Annotated in this window: 18 protein-coding genes, 3 tRNA genes and 1 other annotated feature; of the genes, 8 read left to right on the top strand and 13 right to left on the bottom strand. The window is 56.4% G+C overall.

Annotated features, from left to right (window positions below; genetic code table 11):
* The first annotated feature begins 107 nt into the window (after positions 1–107).
* The gene (locus tag DBY73_RS07250) at positions 108–1,661 is read left to right on the top strand and encodes a bifunctional UDP-sugar hydrolase/5'-nucleotidase (protein WP_112010504.1); all 1,554 of its coding nucleotides are present in this window, start codon (positions 108–110) and stop codon (positions 1,659–1,661) included.
* Between the two features lie 290 nt (positions 1,662–1,951).
* Here DBY73_RS07250 and cbl read toward each other — a convergent pair whose 3' ends face one another.
* Positions 1,952–2,902, bottom strand: a complete 951-nt coding sequence (cbl, locus tag DBY73_RS07245; RefSeq protein ID WP_112010503.1) for an HTH-type transcriptional regulator Cbl — start codon at positions 2,900–2,902, stop codon at positions 1,952–1,954.
* 96 nt (positions 2,903–2,998) lie between these two features.
* Positions 2,999–3,916 (bottom strand): nitrogen assimilation transcriptional regulator NAC, encoded by a 918-nt coding sequence (nac, locus tag DBY73_RS07240; protein WP_112010502.1) that lies wholly within the window; start codon positions 3,914–3,916, stop codon positions 2,999–3,001.
* Positions 3,917–4,236: 320 nt separating this feature from the next.
* Here nac and DBY73_RS07235 point away from each other — a divergent pair.
* Positions 4,237–4,312: transfer RNA gene (locus DBY73_RS07235), tRNA-Asn, on the top strand.
* A 61-nt stretch (positions 4,313–4,373) separates the two neighbouring features.
* Here the strand turns inward: DBY73_RS07235 and ldtA are convergent.
* Entirely contained in the window at positions 4,374–5,273 is a 900-nt protein-coding gene (ldtA, locus tag DBY73_RS07230) for a L,D-transpeptidase (RefSeq protein ID WP_112010501.1), read from the bottom strand.
* A gap of 210 nt (positions 5,274–5,483) precedes the next feature.
* Here ldtA and shiA point away from each other — a divergent pair, with 210 nt between their 5' ends.
* The 3 genes from shiA (at position 5,484) to DBY73_RS07215 (ending at position 10,133) form a co-directional block, all read left to right on the top strand.
* A complete protein-coding gene (gene shiA, locus DBY73_RS07225; RefSeq protein WP_112010500.1) occupies positions 5,484–6,803 on the top strand; it encodes a shikimate transporter in 1,320 nt (439 codons plus the stop codon).
* Positions 6,804–6,890: 87 nt separating this feature from the next.
* Positions 6,891–8,345, top strand: a complete 1,455-nt coding sequence (locus DBY73_RS07220; RefSeq protein ID WP_112010499.1) for an AMP nucleosidase — start codon at positions 6,891–6,893, stop codon at positions 8,343–8,345.
* Positions 8,346–8,360: 15 nt separating this feature from the next.
* Entirely contained in the window at positions 8,361–10,133 is a 1,773-nt protein-coding gene (locus tag DBY73_RS07215) for an aminopeptidase P family protein (RefSeq protein ID WP_112010498.1), read from the top strand.
* A 121-nt stretch (positions 10,134–10,254) separates the two neighbouring features.
* Here DBY73_RS07215 and DBY73_RS07210 read toward each other — a convergent pair.
* Together DBY73_RS07210 and emmdR are read right to left on the bottom strand one after the other, a co-directional pair.
* Positions 10,255–10,330 (bottom strand) — tRNA-Asn (locus DBY73_RS07210).
* Positions 10,331–10,410: 80 nt separating this feature from the next.
* Positions 10,411–11,886: a multidrug efflux MATE transporter EmmdR gene (gene emmdR / locus DBY73_RS07205; RefSeq protein ID WP_112010497.1), complete on the bottom strand. Its 1,476-nt coding sequence runs from the start codon at positions 11,884–11,886 to the stop codon at positions 10,411–10,413.
* Between the two features lie 192 nt (positions 11,887–12,078).
* Between emmdR and DBY73_RS07200 the strand changes: the two genes are divergently transcribed.
* Positions 12,079–12,154: transfer RNA gene (locus DBY73_RS07200), tRNA-Asn, on the top strand.
* A gap of 186 nt (positions 12,155–12,340) precedes the next feature.
* Here DBY73_RS07200 and DBY73_RS07195 read toward each other — a convergent pair.
* From DBY73_RS07195 to dacD, 4 genes are all read right to left on the bottom strand, one after another.
* On the bottom strand, positions 12,341–12,676 hold the full coding sequence (locus tag DBY73_RS07195; protein WP_028013754.1) for a DUF496 family protein: 336 nt from the start codon (positions 12,674–12,676) through the stop codon (positions 12,341–12,343).
* Positions 12,677–12,834: 158 nt separating this feature from the next.
* Complete coding sequence (locus DBY73_RS07190) at positions 12,835–13,893, bottom strand: FUSC family protein (protein WP_112010496.1); 1,059 nt, start codon at positions 13,891–13,893, stop codon at positions 12,835–12,837.
* A 92-nt stretch (positions 13,894–13,985) separates the two neighbouring features.
* A complete protein-coding gene (gene sbmC, locus DBY73_RS07185) occupies positions 13,986–14,459 on the bottom strand; it encodes a DNA gyrase inhibitor SbmC (RefSeq protein WP_112010495.1) in 474 nt (157 codons plus the stop codon).
* A gap of 129 nt (positions 14,460–14,588) precedes the next feature.
* Complete coding sequence (gene dacD, locus DBY73_RS07180) at positions 14,589–15,761, bottom strand: serine-type D-Ala-D-Ala carboxypeptidase DacD (RefSeq protein WP_146745754.1); 1,173 nt, start codon at positions 15,759–15,761, stop codon at positions 14,589–14,591.
* Positions 15,762–15,953: 192 nt separating this feature from the next.
* Here dacD and sbcB point away from each other — a divergent pair, with 192 nt between their 5' ends.
* The gene (sbcB, locus tag DBY73_RS07175) at positions 15,954–17,387 is read left to right on the top strand and encodes an exodeoxyribonuclease I (RefSeq protein ID WP_181573205.1); all 1,434 of its coding nucleotides are present in this window, start codon (positions 15,954–15,956) and stop codon (positions 17,385–17,387) included.
* A gap of 110 nt (positions 17,388–17,497) precedes the next feature.
* Here the strand turns inward: sbcB and plaP are convergent, their stop codons facing one another.
* The 4 genes from plaP to DBY73_RS07155 form a co-directional block, all read right to left on the bottom strand.
* On the bottom strand, positions 17,498–18,856 hold the full coding sequence (plaP, locus tag DBY73_RS07170; protein ID WP_112010493.1) for a putrescine/proton symporter PlaP: 1,359 nt from the start codon (positions 18,854–18,856) through the stop codon (positions 17,498–17,500).
* Positions 18,846–18,908, bottom strand: coding sequence for a membrane protein YoeI (yoeI, locus tag DBY73_RS07165; RefSeq protein WP_112010713.1), 63 nt, complete (start codon positions 18,906–18,908; stop codon positions 18,846–18,848). Before yoeI ends, plaP begins: the two co-directional genes overlap by 11 nt.
* A gap of 218 nt (positions 18,909–19,126) precedes the next feature.
* The gene (locus tag DBY73_RS07160; protein WP_112010492.1) at positions 19,127–20,056 is read right to left on the bottom strand and encodes a LysR substrate-binding domain-containing protein; all 930 of its coding nucleotides are present in this window, start codon (positions 20,054–20,056) and stop codon (positions 19,127–19,129) included.
* 41 nt (positions 20,057–20,097) lie between these two features.
* Positions 20,098–20,922, bottom strand: a complete 825-nt coding sequence (locus DBY73_RS07155) for an SDR family oxidoreductase (RefSeq protein ID WP_112010491.1) — start codon at positions 20,920–20,922, stop codon at positions 20,098–20,100.
* 175 nt (positions 20,923–21,097) lie between these two features.
* On the opposite strand from DBY73_RS07155, the gene hisL reads away from it, so the two are divergent.
* Positions 21,098–21,148 (top strand): his operon leader peptide, encoded by a 51-nt coding sequence (hisL, locus tag DBY73_RS07150; RefSeq protein WP_112010712.1) that lies wholly within the window; start codon positions 21,098–21,100, stop codon positions 21,146–21,148.
* Positions 21,124–21,247 (top strand) — a sequence feature (His leader region). (Overlaps the previous gene by 25 nt.)
* The last annotated feature ends 35 nt before the right edge of the window (positions 21,248–21,282 follow it).

The raw sequence follows: 21,282 nt of genomic DNA, 5'->3' as shown, positions 1-21,282 counted from the left end.
GCTGATTTTGCATCATAACTCTTGGTTAATTGTGTGAGCAGACTCGCATAAAAAACCCTTTCAGAACGTAAAGTAGCGAATCTTTATATGACTGAAAGGAACTGATTGTGAATATTAAAGCGGTCACCGTAGGTATTCTGTTGGCATTACCATTTTGGGCCAGCGCCAAGGATGTCACCCTTATTTACACCAACGATCTCCACGCTCATGTGGAACCTTATAAAGTACCGTGGATTGCTGATGGTAAACGAGATGTTGGTGGTTGGGCTAATATCACCACTCTGGTAAAAGAGGAAAAAAGTAAAAGTAAAGCAACATGGTTTTTTGATGCGGGTGACTATTTTACCGGGCCTTATATCAGTAGCTTGACGAAGGGAAAAGCAATTATTGATATTATGAATACCATGCCGTTCGATGCCGTCACGATAGGTAACCATGAATTTGATCACGGCTGGGATAATACGTTATTACAGCTAAGCCAGGCAAAATTCCCTGTTGTACAGGGCAATATATTCTATCAGAACAGCAGCAAATTATTCTGGGACAAACCCTATACCATTATCGAAAAAGATGGCGTGAAAATTGGCGTCATTGGTTTGCATGGCGTGTTTGCCTTCAATGATACCGTCTCCGCGGCAACGCGCGTAGGTATTGAAGCGCGCGATGAAATTAAGTGGCTACAAAGCTATCTTGATGAAATGAAAGGAAAAGTTGACCTTACCGTATTGCTGGTTCATGAAGGCACGCCTGCGCGCCAGTCCAGCATGGGAGGGACGGACGTGCGCCGTGCTCTGGATAAAGATATTCAAACTGCAAGCCAGGTGAAAGGCCTGGATATCCTGATTACGGGGCATGCGCATGTTGGTACACCGGAACCGATTAAAGTCGGTAATACGCTGATCCTCTCAACCGACAGCGGCGGGATTGATGTAGGGAAACTGGTACTGGACTACACGCAGCCGCATCAGTTTACGATAAAGAATTTCGAGCTTAAAACCCTTTACGCGGATGAGTGGAAGCCCGACCCGCAAACGAAACGGGTTATTGATGGCTGGAATAAGAAACTGGACGAAGAGGTTCAACAAACGGTGGCGCAGTCGCCGGTTGAATTGACGCGTGCATATGGTGAATCAGCCTCGCTGGGGAATCTGGCTGCGGACGCTTTGCTGGCCGCTGCGGGTAAAGATACACAGCTAGCCTTAACCAACTCAGGCGGTATACGTGATGAGATCCCGTCTGGTGCGATTACGATGGGCAGCATCATTAGCGCATTCCCGTTCCCTAACGAACTGGCCACGATGGACCTCACGGGTAAACAATTACGCGCGTTGATGGAACATTCCGCAAGTTTAAGTAATGGCGTTCTGCAGGTATCAAAAGGCGTTGAGATGAAATATGACAGCAGCAAACCGATCGGTCAGCGGGTTGTCGTATTGACACTTAATGGAAAACCGATTGAGGATGCCACCGTCTACCACATTGCCACCCAGAGCTTCCTTGCTGACGGTGGAGACGGTTTTACCACGTTTACAGAAGGTAAAGCGCGCAATACGACAGGCGGTTACAACGTTTCTAACGCGGTGATCGATTACTTCAAAGCGGGCAACATCATTACAGATGAACAACTCAACGACAAGCGCGTTGCGGATGTGAAAAAATAAAGCCATGAAATAACATCCATTGAAAATCGATTATTACAGTCGTAATAGATTCAACGGCATGTGGCCCAAGGGTTTATGCATCTGCATGAACCCTTGGGCGGGATATAACGTTTTTCGAATGAACTCATTATGAGGACATAAAGCGCTAAGCCTGGTTATGTTTTGCCTGGCCGCAACGCTAAAAGCATCAGCACGTGCGAAGGATGTGAAAATCCTTATATCAACGCGTTAGAGACCGATGTTTTACCAGGGTAGTGATAAACCTGTCGGGAATAACCTTGTGGGTCGATTTAAATCTGGTAATCAATTTCCACCTCCTCCGGCTCCATTACCTGACGCTTAATGTCGTCCACCGACAGCCCGGCGTTGCACAGCTCAATAAAGCGCCACACGTAGTTGCGCTGCAGCTGGCCGCGCTTAAGCCCAAGCCAGACGGTATTCGCATCGAACAGGTGGCGGGTATCGAGCCGCACCAGTTCGCCGTCCTCACGTTCACCGCCGGACTGCTCCGCCACCAGGCCAATGCCCAGCCCAAGCTCGACGTAGGTTTTAATCACGTCGGAATCCTGCGCGCTTAGCACGATATCCGGCGTCAATCCCCGGCGGCTGAAGGCTTCGTCGATGCGAGAGCGCCCCGTAATGCCCTGCCGGTAGGTGATCAGCGGCCACTTGCTAATGTCGTCCAGCGTCAGCGGGGAAACCTGGTGCAGGGGGTGATCGGCGGGGAGCAGCAGGCTGTGGTGCCAGCGAAACCACGGGAAGGCCACCAGCAGCGGGTCGTTGCTCAGCCGCTCGCTGGCGATGCCAATATCCGCCCCGCCGTTTTGCAGCAGCGCGTCGATCTCCTGGGGCGTTCCCTGAATCAGCTCCAGGCGAACGTCCGGAAACAGCTCGCGGAAGGCTTTAATCACCGGCGGCAGGCTGTAGCGCGCCTGCGTATGGGTGGTGGCGATGGTTAACACGCCCGAGGCATCGTTGGTGAAGAGATCGGCCAGCCGGCGTACGTTGCTGGCCTCGTTGAGTATCCGCTCCGCAATGGTTAACAGCGCTTTGCCGGGCTCCGTCATGCCCAGAAGCCGCTTGCCGCGACGGATGAAGATCTCAATCCCCAGCTCTTCTTCAAGCTCGCGGATGTGGCGGCTGACGCCCGACTGGGAGGTATAAAGCATGTTGGCGACTTCGGTCAGGTTAAAGTCCCGCCTGGCCGCCTCACGGATAATTTTAAGCTGCTGGAAATTCACGATTCACTCCGGCGCATCTGACATAGCGCTATTGTTAGAGTCACCGGACCTGCAGAACAAATAATAAAAACCAGCATCTTATGCTTTTATGGAATATCAGCTGACGAGCTGCAGCTCGCGGTTCTCCAGCGACGGCTTGCTGACCAGCGACATTAAAATCTCTTTCACCGCCATCGCCTGCGGCGACAGCGAACCCCGGGCAGAGATATTCAGGGAGAGCGGCAGGCTCATGGACGGGGTGGTGATGCGCGCCATCCAGCCGTTTGCGGCTCCCGACAGCGAGCGAGCCGCCGACTCCGGCAGAACCGTCACGCCCATTCCGCTGGCAATGGCCGCGGTGAGGGTTGAGATGGAATCAATTTCACCGATGATTTTGGCCGTCAGGCGGCGCAGGGAGAACGCTTCGTCCACCCGGGCACGCACCGCGCTGTAATCTCTCGGCAGGTATAAGTTCATCTCGGCGACGGCGGTTAAATCAACGCTTTGCCCCGGACAGTCGCGGGTGCCCACCAGGTAGAGATCCTCTTTGAGCAGCGGCTGGCTGGCGATCCCGGCGATTGGCGAGCGATCGTAAAGCACGGCCATATCTAGCTGTCCGTTCAGCAGCTTGTCGTTAAGCACGGTGCCGCTGTTTTCGTGAAGATAAACCAGCACGTCCGGAAGCTCGGCGCGGACCGCCTGCAGCAGCGGCATGGTCACGGAGGATGCCGCCGTGCCCGGCGCCAGCCCGATAGACACCTGGCCGCTTAAGGTCTGGCCGACGTTGTTCACCGCCAGCTGCGCCTGCTCGCACTGGCGAAGGATAGTGCGCGCATGGGTGTAGAGGATTTTTCCTGCTTCCGTTGGGGTGACGCCGCGCTTGGTGCGGATCAACAGCTGTTGGTCCATTTCACCTTCCAGCGTCGCCACCTGCTGGCTCAGCGCAGGCTGGGCGATGTGCAGCACTTCTGCTGCCTGAGTAAGGCTGCCGATGTCGACGATTTTCACAAAGTATTTCAGTCGTCTTAAGTTCATATTGCCCCCTGTTCGAAACGGTGTGCCATAACAAATTTTGTTGATAAACAGGTTTTGCAATATGAATGCCAGCTTTTTGAGGGGGATGGATTTTGACGCTAACCGCCTGAAAATAAGCAAATCTATTTGCCATCGCCCGTTTTATCACCGGGACAGCAGATAACGATCTGCCCCATAAGAGGTACAGGCGCACTGCAACGGTGCAGCGGCGGCGCGAAAAGCAGCACTTTGCCCAATTTGTCAGCAAACGAACGTAATGCCGCATTTCGCCCTTTGACAACGGCGACCCGGGTCGATAATATGCGCCCCGTTCACACGATTCCTCTGTAGTTCAGTCGGTAGAACGGCGGACTGTTAATCCGTATGTCACTGGTTCGAGTCCAGTCAGAGGAGCCAAATTTGAAAAGCCTGCTTTTACAGCAGGCTTTTTGCTTTTCTGAAGCCGGTAAAAATGCCCTCAGTTGCCAAGCTTCACCGGCATCCCCGACCGCCGTTCCAGCTCCGCGCCCGCCCCCTCGTTTATCAACTGCATGCGCTGCGCGGCGGATATCGGCAGCGGCACCTTATTCGTCGATTCAAATTCCGCGCGGTTGCGTGACAACGGCTCATGCACCTCTACCCAGCGGCTACCGTCCGGTTCCGTGGTCATTTTTATCGGTCGATCGATAAGCTCAACGCGCGTCCCTTCCGGCACGCGGTCAAACAGGTATTTAATATCGTCGTTGCGCAAACGGATACAGCCCTGGCTCACGCGCAACCCAATGCCGAAATTGGAATTAGTGCCGTGAATGGCATAAAGCCTGCCGATGTAAATGGCATAGAGCCCCATCGGGTTGTCCGGCCCAGCAGGCACGAACGCCGGAAGCGTTTTCCCCTCTGCCGCATAGGCGCGGCGCGTATTTGGCGTGGGTGACCAGGTTGGCCCCATCTGCTTGCGCTGCACGGTCGTTACCCAGTTACGCGGCGTTTCACGCCCGGCCTGGCCAATACCGATGGGCAGCACTTCAACCGAATTGCTGCCGGGAGGATAATAGTAGAGGCGCATCTCCGCCACGTTCACCACAATCCCCTCTCGCACCGTTGGCGGTAAAATGATCTGCTGCGGCACCACCAGCTGCGTGCCCGCTTTGGGTAAGAACGGATCGACGCCCGGGTTGGCCTCAAGCATATTGCTTAGCCCCTGCCCGTACCGCGCGGCAAACGCTTCCAGCGGCAGGGTGTTACCCTGGGGAACGGTGATGGTCTGCACGCTGCCGATGAGACGGCTGCCGTCGGGCGGCAGCGGGTAGCTCACCGCCCCGGCGCTGTGGCTCATTAATAACGCGGCTACATAGCCGAACACATAAACAGAACGCATCATCCCTTCCTCAGTGGCTCCCGTTGCAAATAAGCATAGCGGTTTTAGTGCCGTTAACACTAACGCTCAAAGGCTTTCCATCAGGAAATAAAATCTGTTTCCTCCCGCTCGCTCTCGCGGTAGTCTCATACGTTCCGTTTATAGAACGGCCGCAATGTGAGTGACCTTTTCTTATACCAATAATTAAAAATCAGTACGGACAGGACAACTATGGACTCCACCCTCACCTCAGATCGTTCCCACGAGGAGACGCCTTCTCTCAGCCGCGCCCGGCGGGCAGCGCTCGGCAGCTTCGCCGGGGCCGTCGTCGACTGGTATGACTTTCTGCTCTACGGCATTACCGCCGCGCTGGTGTTTAACCGGGATTTTTTCCCGCAGATTAGCCCCGCAATGGGCACGCTCGCCGCCTTTGCGACCTTTGGCGTGGGCTTCCTGTTCCGCCCTCTCGGCGGCGTGATCTTTGGCCACTTCGGCGACCGGCTGGGGCGCAAGCGCATGCTGATGCTCACCGTCTGGATGATGGGCATCGCCACCGCGCTGATCGGCATCTTGCCATCGTTCGAGGCCATCGGCTGGTGGGCCCCGGCGCTGCTGGTTACCCTGCGCGCTATTCAGGGCTTCGCCGTCGGCGGCGAATGGGGCGGCGCGGCGCTGCTCTCCGTCGAAAGCGCGCCGAAAAACAAGAAGGCGTTTTACAGCAGCGGCGTGCAGGTGGGCTACGGCGTTGGCCTGCTGCTCTCTACCGGGCTGGTGTCGCTGATAAGCCAGCTAACCACCGACGAACAGTTCCTGAGCTGGGGCTGGCGCATCCCGTTCATTTTCAGCATCGTGCTGGTCATTGCCGCCCTGTGGGTGCGCAACGGGATGGAAGAGTCCGCCGAGTTTGAGCAACAGCAGCAATGCGAAACGCCAGCGGGGAAAAAGCGGCTGCCGGTGATGGAAGCCCTGATCCAGCACCCTGGCGCTTTTCTGAAAATCATCGCCCTGCGCCTGTGCGAGCTGCTGACGATGTATATCGTCACGGCGTTTGCCCTGAACTATTCGACGCAAAATCTTGGCCTGCCGCGCGAGCTGTTCCTGAACATCGGGCTGGTGGTGGGCGGGATCAGCTGCCTGACCATTCCCTGCTTCGCCTGGCTGGCGGATCGGTTTGGCCGCCGCCGCGTCTATATCACCGGGGCGCTCATCGGCACCCTGAGCGCCTGGCCGTTCTTTATGGCGCTGGAGGCGCAGTCGGTCTTCTGGATCGTCTTCTTTGCCATCATGCTCGCAAACGTTGCGCATGACATGGTGGTGTGCGTACAGCAGCCGATGTTTACCGAGCTGTTTGGCGCCAGCTATCGCTACAGCGGCGCGGGCGTAGGCTATCAGGTGGCAAGCGTGGTCGGGGGCGGCTTTACGCCGTTCATCGCCGCCGCGCTGGTAACCTTCTCCGGCGGAAACTGGCACAGCGTGGCCATTTACCTGCTGGCAGGCTGCCTGCTCTCTGCCGCCACGGCGCTGTTTATGAAAGAGTCATCCCGCCGCTGATCTCCTCCCTTTTGTTTCACAGGCGTGTGACATACTATCGGGTATCGCCACACAACGGTGAAACACCTGTGGAACAAGGAGACAGAGATGAATAATAAGGGCTCCAGCCTGACCCCGGCTCAGGCGCTGGAAAAACTCGACGCGCTGTACGAGCAGTCCGTCAACGCGCTGCGCAGCGCGATCGCAGACTACATTGAAAACGGGACGCTTCCCGACGAAAAGGCCAGAAGTCGTGGCCTTTTTGTTTATCCTTCGCTGTCCGTCACCTGGGATGGCCGCGCGACCAATACGCCTAAAACCCGCGCCTACGCGCGCTTTACCCATTCGGGCTGCTACAGCACCACGGTGACCCGCCCGACGCTGTTTCGGCCCTATCTTGAAGAGCAGCTCACCCTGCTGTATCAGGATTACGACGCCCGCATTTCCGTTGAGCCTTCACAGCACGAAATCCCCTATCCTTACGTGATCGACGGTTCGGCGCTGACGCTTGACCGCTCGATGAGCGCGGGGCTGACGCGCCACTTCCCAACCACCGAACTGTCGCAGATTGGCGATGAAACCGCAGACGGCATTTTCCACCCGGCAGAGTTTTCACCGCTGTCGCACTTTGACGCCCGCCGCGTCGATTTCTCCCTCGCCCGCCTGCGCCACTACACCGGCACGCCCGCCGAGCATTTTCAGCCGTTCGTGCTGTTTACCAACTACACCCGCTACGTAGACGAGTTTGTTCGCTGGGGCTGCAGCCAAATTCTGGACCCGGAAAGCCCGTATATTGCCCTCTCCTGCGCGGGCGGGATCTGGATCACCGCCGAAACCGAGGCGCCCGAGCAGGCGATTTCCGACCTGGCGTGGAAAAAACACCAGATGCCCGCCTGGCACCTGATCACCGCGGACGGCCAGGGGATCACCTTAATTAACATTGGCGTTGGGCCGTCGAACGCTAAAACCATCTGCGACCATCTGGCGGTTCTGCGCCCGGACGTCTGGCTGATGATCGGCCACTGCGGCGGCCTGCGCGAAAGCCAGCTGATTGGCGACTACGTGCTGGCCCACGCCTACCTGCGCGACGACCACGTGCTGGATGCGGTACTTCCGCCGGATATCCCTATCCCGAGCATCGCCGAGGTCCAGCGCGCGCTGTATGACGCCACTAAAGAGGTGAGCGGCATGCCCGGCGAAGAGGTTAAGCAGCGCCTGCGCACCGGCACGGTAGTGACAACCGACGACCGCAACTGGGAGCTGCGCTACTCGGCTTCGGCGCTGCGCTTCAACCTCAGCCGCGCGGTCGCTATTGATATGGAGAGCGCCACCATCGCCGCGCAGGGCTATCGCTTCCGCGTGCCGTACGGCACCTTGCTTTGCGTGTCCGATAAGCCGCTGCACGGTGAAATCAAGCTCCCGGGCCAGGCCAACCGCTTCTACGAAGGGGCGATTTCGGAGCATCTGCAGATCGGCATCCGGGCGATCGATTTACTGCGCGCCGAGGGCGATAAGCTGCACTCCCGCAAGCTGCGCACCTTTAACGAGCCGCCTTTCCGCTAATCAAAAGGAAACACCATGCACACCACATCACCGCTTGCCGCCCTGCGAAACAGGCTGCGTGAAAACGGCCTGGACGGCATGATCGTCCCGCGGGCCGACGCCTGGCAAAGCGAGTACTGCGCGCCGTACGATGAAAAGCTCGCCTGGCTGACGGGCTTTGACGGCTCGGCCGGGCTGGCGCTAATACTGCAGGATCGGGCCCTGCTGTTCGTTGACGGCCGCTATCAGGTGCAGGCGCGCATGCAGGTGAACATGGACGAATTTTCGATCCATCACCTGCACAACGAGCCGCTGGCGCAATGGCTGGCGACAAACGTGGCGCCCGGCGCGCGCATTGGCTTCGAGGCGATGCTGATGACCAACGTGGACTACGCGCAGCTCTCTTCAACGCCGTGCGAGCCGGTGGCGCTGGACGATTCGCCGTTTGATACGCTCTGGGCCGGGCGGCCCGCCGCGCCTGCGGGGGTTATTCGCGCCATGCCGGATGAGATTGCCGGCGAAAGCAGCGCCAGCAAGCGGCAGCGCGTGGCGACGCTTCTCAACGACAGCCAGGCCGATTACCTGGCGCTTACGCTACCGGATAACATTGCGTGGCTGCTGAACGTGCGGGGCTCGGATATTCCAACCAGCCCGGTTCCCCTCTCCTTTGCCCTGCTGGGACGCGACGGCGCCGTTGAGTGGTTCGTGAATGACGACAAGCTGGCGGACCTTCCGCCGTCCGTCGCCGGGCAGTTTACCCTCTCACCGCAGGATGCGTTCATCCCTCGCTGCAAGCAGCTTGCGAAGGGCAAGCGGATCGTGGTCGACCCGGACTCTGCGCCCGTCGCGCTGCGCTTCGCAATTGAGCCGCAGGGCGACATTCTCTGGCTGACTGACCCTATTACGCTGCTCAAGGCCGGTAAAAACCCGGTGGAGCTGGCGGGCTATCGCGAATGCCATCACCAGGACGGCGCGGCGTGGGTCAATTTTCTTGCCTGGCTGAGCCGGGAAGTGCCTAAGCGCGTCGCCTCCGGCCAGCCGCTGACCGAGCTTGAGGTTCAGGCGCAGCAGCTCGCCTTCCGCCAGCAGCAGCCGGGATTTATCGAGCAGAGCTTTGCCACTATTTCGGCCTCGTCCAGCAACGCGGCGATGTGCCACTATCATTCGAGCGAGGCCAGCAATAAACCGATCGGCCACAACCATTTTTACCTCAATGATTCTGGCGGCCAGTATCGTAACGGCACGACCGACGCCACGCGCACGCTGGCCTGGGGCAAGGTTGACCCGCAGCAGCGCCTGCACTACACCGCCGTGCTGAGAGGCTTTTTATCGCTGATTACGCTGCAATTCCCGTCCGGCAGCTACGGTCACCAGCTGGATGCGTTTGCGCGCCGTCCGCTGTGGGAAATGGGGCTGGATTACGATCACGGCACCGGGCACGGCGTCGGTCACCAGCTGTTGATCCACGAAAACCCGCACCGCATTGCGAAAAAGGTTAATTCGTGGCCGCTGGCGGCGGGCAATATCATGACCATCGAGCCGGGGTACTACCTGGGCGGCAGCCACGGCATTCGTATCGAAAACCAGGTGGAGATTGTCGAGAGCCGTCCGGGATTTTGCCGGTTCGCCTCGCTGACGCTGGTCCCAATTGACCTTAGCCAGGTTGAACTGCAGCTGTTAACCGAGCAGGAGAAACAGTGGCTGGATGATTATCATCAGCAGGTGCGGGACGCCCTGTCGCCGCGGGTAAACAGCGATGCGCGGCCCTGGCTGGTTGAGGCAACCGCGCCGATTCGCGTGAGCCGCTAGCGCGATCCGTTGACTTCCCGGCCTGCTGTCCCGCAGGCCGGGTAAGGCGAAGCCGCCAGCCGGCAATTTTCCGGAACGCAGAAAAGCAAAAAGCCTGCTGTAAAAGCAGGCTTTTCAAATTTGGCTCCTCTGACTGGACTCGAACCAGTGACATACGGATTAACAGTCCGCCGTTCTACCGACTGAACTACAGAGGAATCGTGTGAACGGGGCGCATATTATCGATGCTCCCCCGTGATGTCAAAGGCATAATGCAGATTTCCGTTCGTTTGCTGATTTATTCTCCACTTCGCGCATTTGGCAGGCACTCTTCAGCTTCCGGGACGATCGGCTGAGGCTTTACGCGGGGATATTTCCATAGCCAGCGGCCGCTCACCATTCGCCAGTAGAACAGCGCGCCGCGCACGGCCCAGTCGAGGAACATCCCCAGCCAGACGCCGACGACGCCCATCCCCAGAACAATACCGAGCGTATACCCCGCAACCACGCGGCAGCCCCACATGCCGAGCATCGTTACCCACATCGCAAAACGGGCATCGCGCGCGCCCTTAAGCCCTGCGGGCAGCACCCAGGAGGCGGCCCAGATCGGCATAAACGCAGCGTTGAGCCAAATCAGGATCTTAACCACCTCTTTCACATCCTGCTCGTGGGTGTAGAAGGACGCCATGAGCCCGGCAAAGGGCGCGGTTCCCCAGGCGATAGCCGTCAGGCCGATGGTCGACAGCCAGAAAACGTGGCGCAGCTGGCGCTCCGCCTGACCTATTTGCCCCTTGCCAAGGCGTTTTCCGGTAATAATGGTCGACGCGGAGCCGAGGGCGTTGCCCGGCAGGTTGATAAGCGAGGCGATGGAGAACGCAATAAAGTTACCGGCGATCACGTCCGTCCCCATCCCTGCGACAAACATCTGCGTCAGCAGCTTGCCGCCGTTAAACAGCACCGATTCAACGCTGGCAGGAATACCAATCCCCATCACTTCCCAGATAATGGCGAAATTGAATGGACGAAAATAGCTTTTCAAGGAGATGCGCAGCGAAGGCGTGACGCCTGCCACCAGCACCCCGACGATAGCGGCCGCCCCGATATAGCGCGAAATCGTCAGCCCAAGCCCTGCACCGACAAACCCTAAGCCCTCCCAGGAAAAGACGCCGTAGATCAATATGCTGCTGATGATGATATTCAGGATATTCATGCCGCCGTTTATCAACAGCGGAATCTTGGTGTTGCCCGCACCCCGCAGCGCGCCGCTGCCGATGAGCGCAATCGCCGCAGCCGGATAGCTGAGCACGGTCATTTCAAGATAGGTTAGCGCCAGGTCCTTCACCTCAGCGTTGGCTTCGCCTGCGACAATATTGATGATTTCCCTGCCGTAGTAGTGGATCACCGCCGCCAGGATGATGGAAAAAACGGTCATGATCATCAGCGACTGTCTGGCCGCCTCGCGTGCGCGTTTGGGATCGAGTTTCCCAAGGCTAAACGCCACCACCACCGTGGTGCCCAGATCGATAGCGGCGAAAAACGACATCACCACCATATTGAAGCTGTCCGCGAGCCCGACGCCGGCCATCGCCTCTTTACCGAGCCAACTGACCAGGAAGGTGCTTAGCACCCCCATCAGCAGGACGCAGGTGTTCTCCAGAAAGATGGGTACTGCAAGCGGGGTAATTTCTCGCCAGAACAGAACTCGATAGCTTTTACGTTTTGCATACCATGGCGTGCGCGCGATCGCCTGGCGCAGAGGGGCGGTGACGTTCAAAATGGACCTTAGCGAGAAAGTTGAAACTCCATTTCAAATGATGATGTAGAAATGGCTATCCTGCAAAGTATTTCCAGAAAAAGTTGTATGGAATTACAACAAACTGTCGACAGAATCGGCAATCAATCGCATTCGTCTATAATCGTGTTTGACAAAAGTTTTTTCGCCGCTAAGATAAGCCTCCACAACGATTCCTCTGTAGTTCAGTCGGTAGAACGGCGGACTGTTAATCCGTATGTCACTGGTTCGAGTCCAGTCAGAGGAGCCACATTTAAGAAGCCTGCTTTTACAGCAGGCTTTTTGCTTTTCTAAGCCCGGTAAAAATAGCCGGCGGCGCTGCGCTTATCGGGCCTACCAAAAGCGCGTATCGCAGGCCGGGCGGGGGCGACGACCTGCAAAAACGGCGAAAAAAAAGCTCCCTGTTGCCGGGAGCTTTTTTCATATCTGAAGCTGATTACTCGCTTTTCGCTTCGGCGTTTTTAATTTCGCCCATCACTTTCAGCTTCTTAGAGATGTCGCGACGCTCTTTGGACAGCTCGGCATTTTTGATGATGTAGTCATCTACGCGATCTTCATAATCGCTTTTCATGCTGGCGATGATGCCCTGAATCGCTTCTACGCTCATACCCGGCTTGATATAGTCGCTCAGGTTATCCAGCAGCAGAACGCGCTTTTGGTTGTCACGGATCTTCTTCTCAACGTCCTGGATTTCACGCTGCAGCTTGTTTTTGCGGCGGAACAGGCGGACAAATTCCAGAACATCCTGGAACGAAGGCTTGATAGTTTCCATTTTTACACCCCTGATAATGTGAGATTCGGATTCGTTAAGGCAGCCATTGTAACAGTAACCTTACTGACAGCGGCGGCTAATGACAATCAGTATAACGTTTAAGGCTATCATAACCCCAATTGCTGCTGAATCGAAGCAGCAGCCGTCACATAAGGCTTTTATTTGCGCAGCGCCCGGCAGATAAGTTGCGATAACAGCTCAAGCTGGCGAGCCAGTTCCATGCTCAACCAGACGTAGCCGTGAATCGGCGTTTCCGCCACGTTGTCGCTTTGACGCTCGTTCATCAGCTGCTTCAGTTCGGCCACGATCTCATTGAGCCGCTCGCTGTTTGCCAGTATCGGCTGAGGATTGCCTTCATAGAGCGCATGGGCGATGGTGAGCAGCGTCTGCTGCGTCATTTGCTGCGTCTCTTTGAGGGTGTGCGCGTTAAGCATCAGCAAATGGCTCGGGCGCGAGGCCCAGTGGGCGTTAATTTGCAGCTCCAGCATACAGACCAGGTTGCGGCTCACCGTTTGAATTGCCTCGAAAATGCCTTTATGGATATGCGTCTCTTTGCTGGCGGGCGTAATCAGCCCGCGCATTTTGACCACGTCAGTGAGGATCTTCTGCAAATGCTTCTCCAGCCGCGGCCGTTCGACCAGGTTTGGCGAAAAGCCGGCCTGGTAAACCCGGTTAAATGCGGTCACGTAATTTGCCATCTGTATCCGCCAGTGCAGGAACGCACGCTGCGGCCAGACGCCCGTAAACAGCATCGCGAGCAGCGAGCCGAGGATCACATCCCCGCTTCGCCACAATGCGGTCGTCATGTCCCCCGCCGGAGCGCCAACAACCACCGCGAGCGTGATGCCAATCAGCAGAGCCTGATACGGTTTTTTCCCCAGCGCCAGCCACCCGCAGAGAAACATCGCTGCAGCGCACCACAGCAGCATAACGGGAAATGAGATTAGCTCGAGCTTCAGGGCGATCAGCCCCAGCGCGGAACCGAGCACGGTGCCGCCAATACGCTCCAGGGCGCGCGGAACGACGTTTCCCCAAAAAGAGATCGGCCCCATGACAACCACCAGCGTAATCAGCGGCCAGGTTCCTTCAGGAATATCGAGCAAGCGCACGAGCACGAAGGTCAGCACAAACGCGAGCGCGATACGGCACCCATGCACCACGCGGTAATGTTTATACAGACGAATTTCAAAAGGGGTTAATGATTTGTCGGGACGCACACCCGCTCTCCAGCTACACGGCAGACCGTAATTGTACTGCGTTTTCAGCCGGGCGAAATGCACCCGACTGAAAAACCCTGCCTTTACCGTGACTAAGACACTTTATGTTCAACCGGAATATACATTTCAATATCCCAGTAGCCGTCGGCATTGCCATCGTTCAGATAGCGTTCAAAGCAGGGTTTGGGGGCGATCCGGTAGTTGACGTCCTCCAGCAGGGAGTTGAAAAACTGATTCCACGGCATAGCGAAATCGTGATTTTCCACCCGCGCGGTGGCAAGCGCGTAATCCCCCGCTCCGATTTCAGTCAGCATGACGCCTTCGCTGTTTTCAGGAATCACGAAATCGTCCGGTACCGTCACCGCCGTGTCGCAGCGCAGTTTTTCTGCCGGAACTTCATCCGGGTTATCATAGTAAACGGCAACCCACTCCAGCGGCTGAATGTGACGCCCTGTGACCCACATTGCCAGCTGTTCAAAGCCCTGCTTTACCGTGTTTTCCCACGGCCCTACCATATGAAAACCCGCTATCTTACGTTTCTGCTGCTGTGTGATGCTGTAGTCCATGCTGCCTCCACCCATTACTGTATGTATATACACTATAAATCAGGATTGAGATTACCGACAAACGGGATGTGTTGATTATGCGAGCAGACTCGCAACCCTGCCAGTCTGCTCGAAAGAGGTGAAACAGCGCTAGATTTTATGGTGTAGATAATCACCCAGCCGCGAGAAAAGACCGCCCTTACCGACGCTTTCGAGCGTGACCAGCGGCCAGTGTGCAACCACCCTGTCGCGATCGTACAGCTCTATTTCACCCACACGCTGATGGGCCGCAATGGGCGCTTCCAGCTCTTTTTTATCCAGCACGTATTTCGCTTTGATGTTCGGCAATTCCGCTTTCGGCAGCGCCAGCCAGAAGTCCTGGTCAGTACCCAGCGTGATCTGCTCTTTATCACCGTACCAGATGCGCTCCGTGCCCACTTTTTTGCCGCTATGCAGAATCTGCACCGTGTCGAAATTCTGTTGTCCCCAGTGCAGCAGCCTGCGGGCCTGCTCCTCACGCCCTTTCGGGCTGTCAGCCCCCATTACCACCGCAATTAAACGACGCTGGCCATCTACCGCCGAGGCAATCAGGTTAAAACCGGCACCTGAGGTATGGCCGGTTTTGAGGCCGTCGACGTTCATGGTTTTATCCCACAGCAGGCCGTTGCGGTTTTGCTGAGTGATCCCGTTCCAGGTGAGGCTCTTCTCGATGTACATATGGTAGAACTCAGGTTCGCCGTGAATAATCGCGCGGGAGAGCACGGCCAGATCGTAGGCCGAGCTGTGCTGGCCCGGCGCATCAAGACCGTGTACCGTTTCAAAGTGGGTATCGCGCAGATTCAGCTTTTCAACGTAGTCATTCATCATCTTGACGAACTGCGGCTGGCCGCCCGCAACGTGGTCCGCCAGCGCCACGCAGGCGTCGTTGCCTGAATCGACGATCAGCCCGCGGCTGAGGTCGCGCACCGAAACGCGGTCGCCCTCTTTCAGGAACATGAGCGACGAGCCGTCAAAAACGGGGTTCCCTTTTGCCCACGCGTCGCGGCCAACGGTGACGATGTCGTCAGGGCTAATGCGGTGGCTATCAATAGCGCGATCGACGACGTAGCCCGTCATTAACTTGGTCAGGCTTGCAGGATTACGCTGTTGATGTTCATTGCCCGCCGTTAAAATTTGCCCGGTCGTATAATCCATCAACACCCAGGACCCCGCCTGAATAGCCGGAGGCTGAGGTGCAAAATCCAGCGGTTGAACGGCCCACGCGGAAGAAATGCTCGAAGCGAGTAAAGAAACAGCAATAAACAAACGGCGTTTCAACGGTATATCCTCAGGTCAGTAAAAATCGTTGACCTTTTTACGGGAGTTCGCGTGTCCTTACCTTGTTTAATTGCAAAAAAATGTGACAAATATCTTATTTTCGCCTGAAGGCGGCTCGCAAAAATCGCCTCTGACGTCGCTTTTTATTCGGCCTGCCCACCGCGATCGTTTACCATAGAGGCGTCATTTTTTAACAGGATGGTATTACTGGTGTCTGATTCTGCCGCGCTCACGTTTTTATTCCACGACTACGAAACCTTTGGCACCCATCCGGCGCTGGACCGTCCGGCGCAGTTTGCCGCCATCCGTACCGACGACAATTTCAATATTATCGGCGAGCCGGAAGTCTTTTATTGCCGTCCGGCGGATGATTATCTGCCCCAGCCCGGCGCCGTGATGGTAACGGGCATCACGCCGCAGGAAGCACGAGAAAAAGGCGTCAATGAAGCGGAGTTTGCACGCCGTATTCACGATATCTTCACCGTGCCCAATACCTGCGTGGTGGGTTATAACAACATTCGCTTTGATGACGAAGTGACGCGCAATATCTTTTACCGTAACTTTTACGATCCCTACGCCTGGAGCTGGCAAAACCGCAATTCACGCTGGGACCTGCTGGACATCATGCGCGCCTGCTATGCCCTGCGCCCGGAAGGCATTAACTGGCCGGAAAATGAAGATGGCCTGCCGAGCTTCCGCCTGGAACACCTGACGCGCGCCAACGGCATTGAGCACAGTAACGCGCACGACGCGATGGCCGACGTGTATGCCACCATTGCTATGGCGAAGCTGGTGAAGGCCGCGCAGCCGCGTCTTTTTGAATACCTGCTCAGCCACCGCAGCAAGCAGAAGCTCACAACGCTTATCGACGTCCCGCAGATGAAACCGCTGGTGCATATTTCCGGGATGTTTGGCGCGTGGCGCGGGAATACCAGCTGGGTTGCGCCGCTGGCCTGGCATCCGGACAACCGCAACGCCGTGATTATGGTGGATTTAGCCGGTGACATTTCCCCGCTGCTTGAGCTCGACAGCGACGCGCTGCGCGAGCGGCTGTACACCCCAAAAGCCGAGCTGGGCGATCTGCCCGCCGTGCCGGTCAAGCTGGTGCATATCAATAAATGCCCGGTTCTGGCGCAGGCCAATACGCTGCGCCCTGAAGACGCGGACAGGCTGGGGATTAACCGTCAGCGCTGCCTGGATAACCTGAAAGTGCTGCGCGAAAACCCGCAGGTGCGCGAGAAGGTGGTAGCAATCTTTGCCGAAGCCGAGCCGTTTGTCCCCTCCGAGAACGTCGATGCGCAGCTCTACAACGGCTTCTTTAGCGACGCCGATCGCGCGGCCATGAATATCGTGCTGCAGACCGAGCCGCGCAATCTCCCCGCGCTGGATATCACCTTCGCCGATAAACGCGTTGAAAAGCTGATATTTAACTACCGGGCGCGTAACTTCCCCGGCACGCTGGATGAAGCAGAGCAGGAGCGCTGGCTACAGCATCGACGCAACGTCTTTACGCCGGAGTTTCTTAATAGCTATGCCCAGGAGCTGGAAATGCTCTATGGACAGTACGAAGGAAACGCAGAGAAACAGGCGCTGTTAAAATCCCTGTTCCAGTACGCGCAAGAGATAGTCTGAGTGATGGATACAAAAAAGCCGGAGACGATGTCTCCGGCTTTTTTTTGCCCTCTGACGAGGGGGCTACGAACGAGCGTGTCGGGTACGCTTAACCGCCACCCGACACCGTCTTACGCGACGTCTTCGTACTGAGGTACCGGGTTACGGAAGCTTTTGGTTACGCAGGCCAGGTAAATCAGGCCGATACCGGCCCAAATCAGGCCCAGCACCATGGAGCTCTCTTCCAGGTTCACCCACAGGGCACCGACGGTCAGCGCGCCGCACATCGGCAGGAACAGATACTGGAAGTGATCTTTCAGCGTTTTGTTGCGCTTCTCGCGGATCCAGAACTGAGAGATAACCGACAGGTTCACAAAGGTGAACGCCACCAGCGCACCGAAGTTAATCAGCGCCGTTGCCATGACCAGGTCAAAGTTAATCGCCAGCAGCGCAATTGCGCCTACCAGGATAATGTTCATCGCCGGGGTACGCCATTTCGGATGGACGTAGCCGAAGAAGCTTTTCGGGAAGACGCCATCGCGACCCATCACGTACATCAAACGCGCAACGCCTGCGTGTGCCGCCATGCCGGACGCCAGAACGGTGATGGTAGAGAAAATCAGCGCGCCAACCTGGAACGCTTTGCCCGCCACGTAGAGCATGATTTCTGGCTGCGACGCATCCGGATCCTTAAAGCGAGAGATATCCGGGAAGTACAGCTGCAGGAAGTAGGTGGCAAAGATAAAGATCAGGCCACCGATCAGCGCCGTCAGGAAGATCGCACGCGGAATCACGCGCTCCGCGTCTTTGGTCTCTTCAGACAGATTGCTGATCCCGTCAAAGCCGGTAAAGGAGAAGCACAGAATCGTCGCCCCGGTAATCATCGGGATCACGTGCGCATCACCGGACCAGAACGGTTTGCTGCTCGCCAGCGTTCCCGCCCCTTCACCGTGGAACACGCCGTAAATGACCATGCCAAGGATAACGGCAATCAGCACAACCTGAAGCACCACGATAACGGAGTTAAAGTTGGCGACAGATTTGATGCTGCGCAGGTTAAAGGCGGTCATAAACGCCACGAGCGCTATCACAAATACCCAGGACGGTATCGACGGCACCAGCGCTTCGAAATAGATTTTTGCCAGCAGAATGTTGATCATCGGCGCGAACAGATAGTCCAGCAGCGATGACCAGCCAACCATAAAGCCAACGGTCGGGCTGATAGATTTCTGGGCATAGGTATAGGCAGAACCGGCAGACGGATAGCGACGCACGAGCTTACCGTAGCTAAGCGCGGTAAACAGGATCGCAATCAGCGCGAAGGCGTACGCCGTCGGCACGTGACCGTCCGTGAGGCCTGATACGATACCGAACGTATCGAACAGCGTCATTGGTTGCATATAGGCAAGGCCCATCATAACAACCGGAACTAACGTAAGCGTTTTACGTAATTCCACGCGAGAGGTGTTTGGAGTTGCATTAAGCGACATGATTATTCTCCTTTACGGTGAATACCGCCGCGTAAGCGAAAAATTGCCCCATTTCTGTATTCCTCAGCGACAACAACTGTCGGATTTTAGTAAGTATCTATCCGGTACGAAGCCCGGCCTCTTGGTTTTAGTTTCGTTTCGTACATGCAAAAAAAAATAACCGACGCCTTTTATATCGTCGATTATTCATTTGTTTGCAGCGGCGGCATTTTGCCCTATTCCAGACACAAAACGCAATAGATTGAGAAACGCATCAATAAATTAATTTTACTAACCGTCTGATTTACCGGCATCCGCCTGCGCGTAAACCGCGGCAATAGCACTATTTGCTAAAATTTGCTCCCGCCACCAGGCGCTGGCAAGCCCTGCGGTTTGTTCATTCCAGCCAATCCATACCGGTTCGTTGCTGCTTTGGGCTAAAACCTGTTTTTCCACCAGCGCGCCGCTTTCAATAAACCGCTGCGCAAGATAACGCGGCAAGTAGCCGCAGCCTAATCCGCTTATCTGCAGCTCCAGCTTGGTTTTGAAATCAAATACGGTAATGGCTTCCTGTTCGTCTAGCAGCTGGGAAGAGACGGCGCAGCCCGGCCGGGAGCTGTCCCCCACCGCAATCGCGCGGAAGTTTTTAATCATGCGCCGATTGAGCGGCTCGGGTTCGCTGGCCAGCGGGTGATGCGGCGCGACGGCAAAGACCTGCTCAAGCGTGCCGAGCCGGGCAAAAGCGAAATCGCTGAGCTGGGGAGGCTCGTGGAGCGCACCGACGATAATGTCCGCCCGTCCCTGCGTCAGGGCGTCCCAGGAGCCGCCCAGCACGCCGTTGATGAAGATCAGCCGGGTGACGCTGTGGTGTTGATAGAACGCTTCGATAAGCGGCGCCAGCAGGGAAAAGGGAAACGTATCGTCAACGCCGATGACCAGCTCGTTTTCCCATCCCTGATGGAGCTTCACGGCCTGTTTTTCTAACACCCGAACCGCGTGAAGGACGTCGTGCCCCTTTTCCAGCAGCATTTGGCCGGTACGGGTAAAACGCGCGCGATGGCCGGTGCGGTCGAGGATCTGAATATTGAGATCGCTCTCCAGCTTGTGCACCGTATAGCTGAGTGCTGATGGCGTTTTATAGAGTTTCGCCGACGCCGCCGCGAAGCTCCCCTCTTTCTCCAGCGCATCCAGAATAATCAGAACATCCAGCAGCGGCTTCATGTTCGCCCCCTTACGGTGTGCGAGAATTTCCGCTGACGGATTTATTCCATTGGCATGACCCGCGGATCGGGATACTGATATTCAAATCCCAGCTCACGACAAATACGATTACCATCAACGACTTTGCCTTTACCTTCCCCCCGCGCCTCGCTAAAGACAGGCGGCGTCAGGCCAAGCTGGCGCGCCATCAGCGGATAAAACTCGCTGCGTGCCGGATGGGAAGGTGCACATATATTATAGATGTGACCGCCTTTTGGAGCCTGCAACAACAGCTCGATGGCGGCGATAACATCCTCAAGATGCACCAGATTAACGCCGTGCTGCCCGTCCGGCGCCGATTTCCCGGCGAAGAAACGCCCGGGATGACGCCCCGGCCCCACCAGCCCGGCAAGGCGCAGAATATCCACCTGGGTGCCCGGCAGGTTATGCAGCCAGTCCTCCAGCTCTTTCAGCACCCGTCCGCTGGCGGTCACCGGCTGGCGTTCGGTATTTTCCTTCACCGTCCCGTCAGCGTCGCCGTAAACCGACGTCGAGCTGGTGAAGAGAATGCGCGGGATATGGTGGGCCAGCGCGCTGTCGACAATTTCCTGCACGGCCTGCAGGTAGAACATTTCTCCCGGCCCGCTGCGACGTGCGGGTAAGGTGATGACCAGCGCATCGACATCCATCAGCGCATCGAGGTCATCAGCATCACAGACCAGCTCCGGTTCGAGGCGCAGCTCAACCCCTTCAATGCCACACATGCGTGCGGCTTCCACCCCGTCTGCCGTGGTTTTACTGCCGGTTACCTGCCAGCCTTTCGCGGCGAGCGACATCGCCAGCGGCATCCCTAACCATCCTAAACCGACAATCGCGACCTTTTTCATACAAATTCTCCTGGCTCTCACCTGTCTTTCATAAGGCTACGCCAGCGCTGACAAACACACAATTCATTGCATCAATATGAAATGAATTAATGATTAAAAAAAGCCCTTGCTTTCTGTCGCCTAAGTGGTTTAGGTTAAAAGACATCTGATGCATAAGCATTCAACGAGAATTTATATGACACGCGTTCAATTTAAACTCCACCATCATCACCATCATCCTGACTAGTCTTTCAGGCGATGTGTGCTGGAAGACGTTTGGATCTTCCAGTGGTGCATGAACGCATGAGAAAGCCCCCGGAAGATCTTCTTCCGGGGGCTTTTTTTTGGACCGTATTCAGACAGGTTAAAACAGGTTAACGA

Origin of the sequence: Enterobacter sp. RIT418 (assembly GCF_003057745.1) — a bacterium.
Lineage (GTDB): Bacteria > Pseudomonadota > Gammaproteobacteria > Enterobacterales > Enterobacteriaceae > Enterobacter.
The sequence above is the reverse complement of the archived record's forward strand: the minus strand, read 5'-3'. Positions and strand labels throughout refer to the sequence as shown.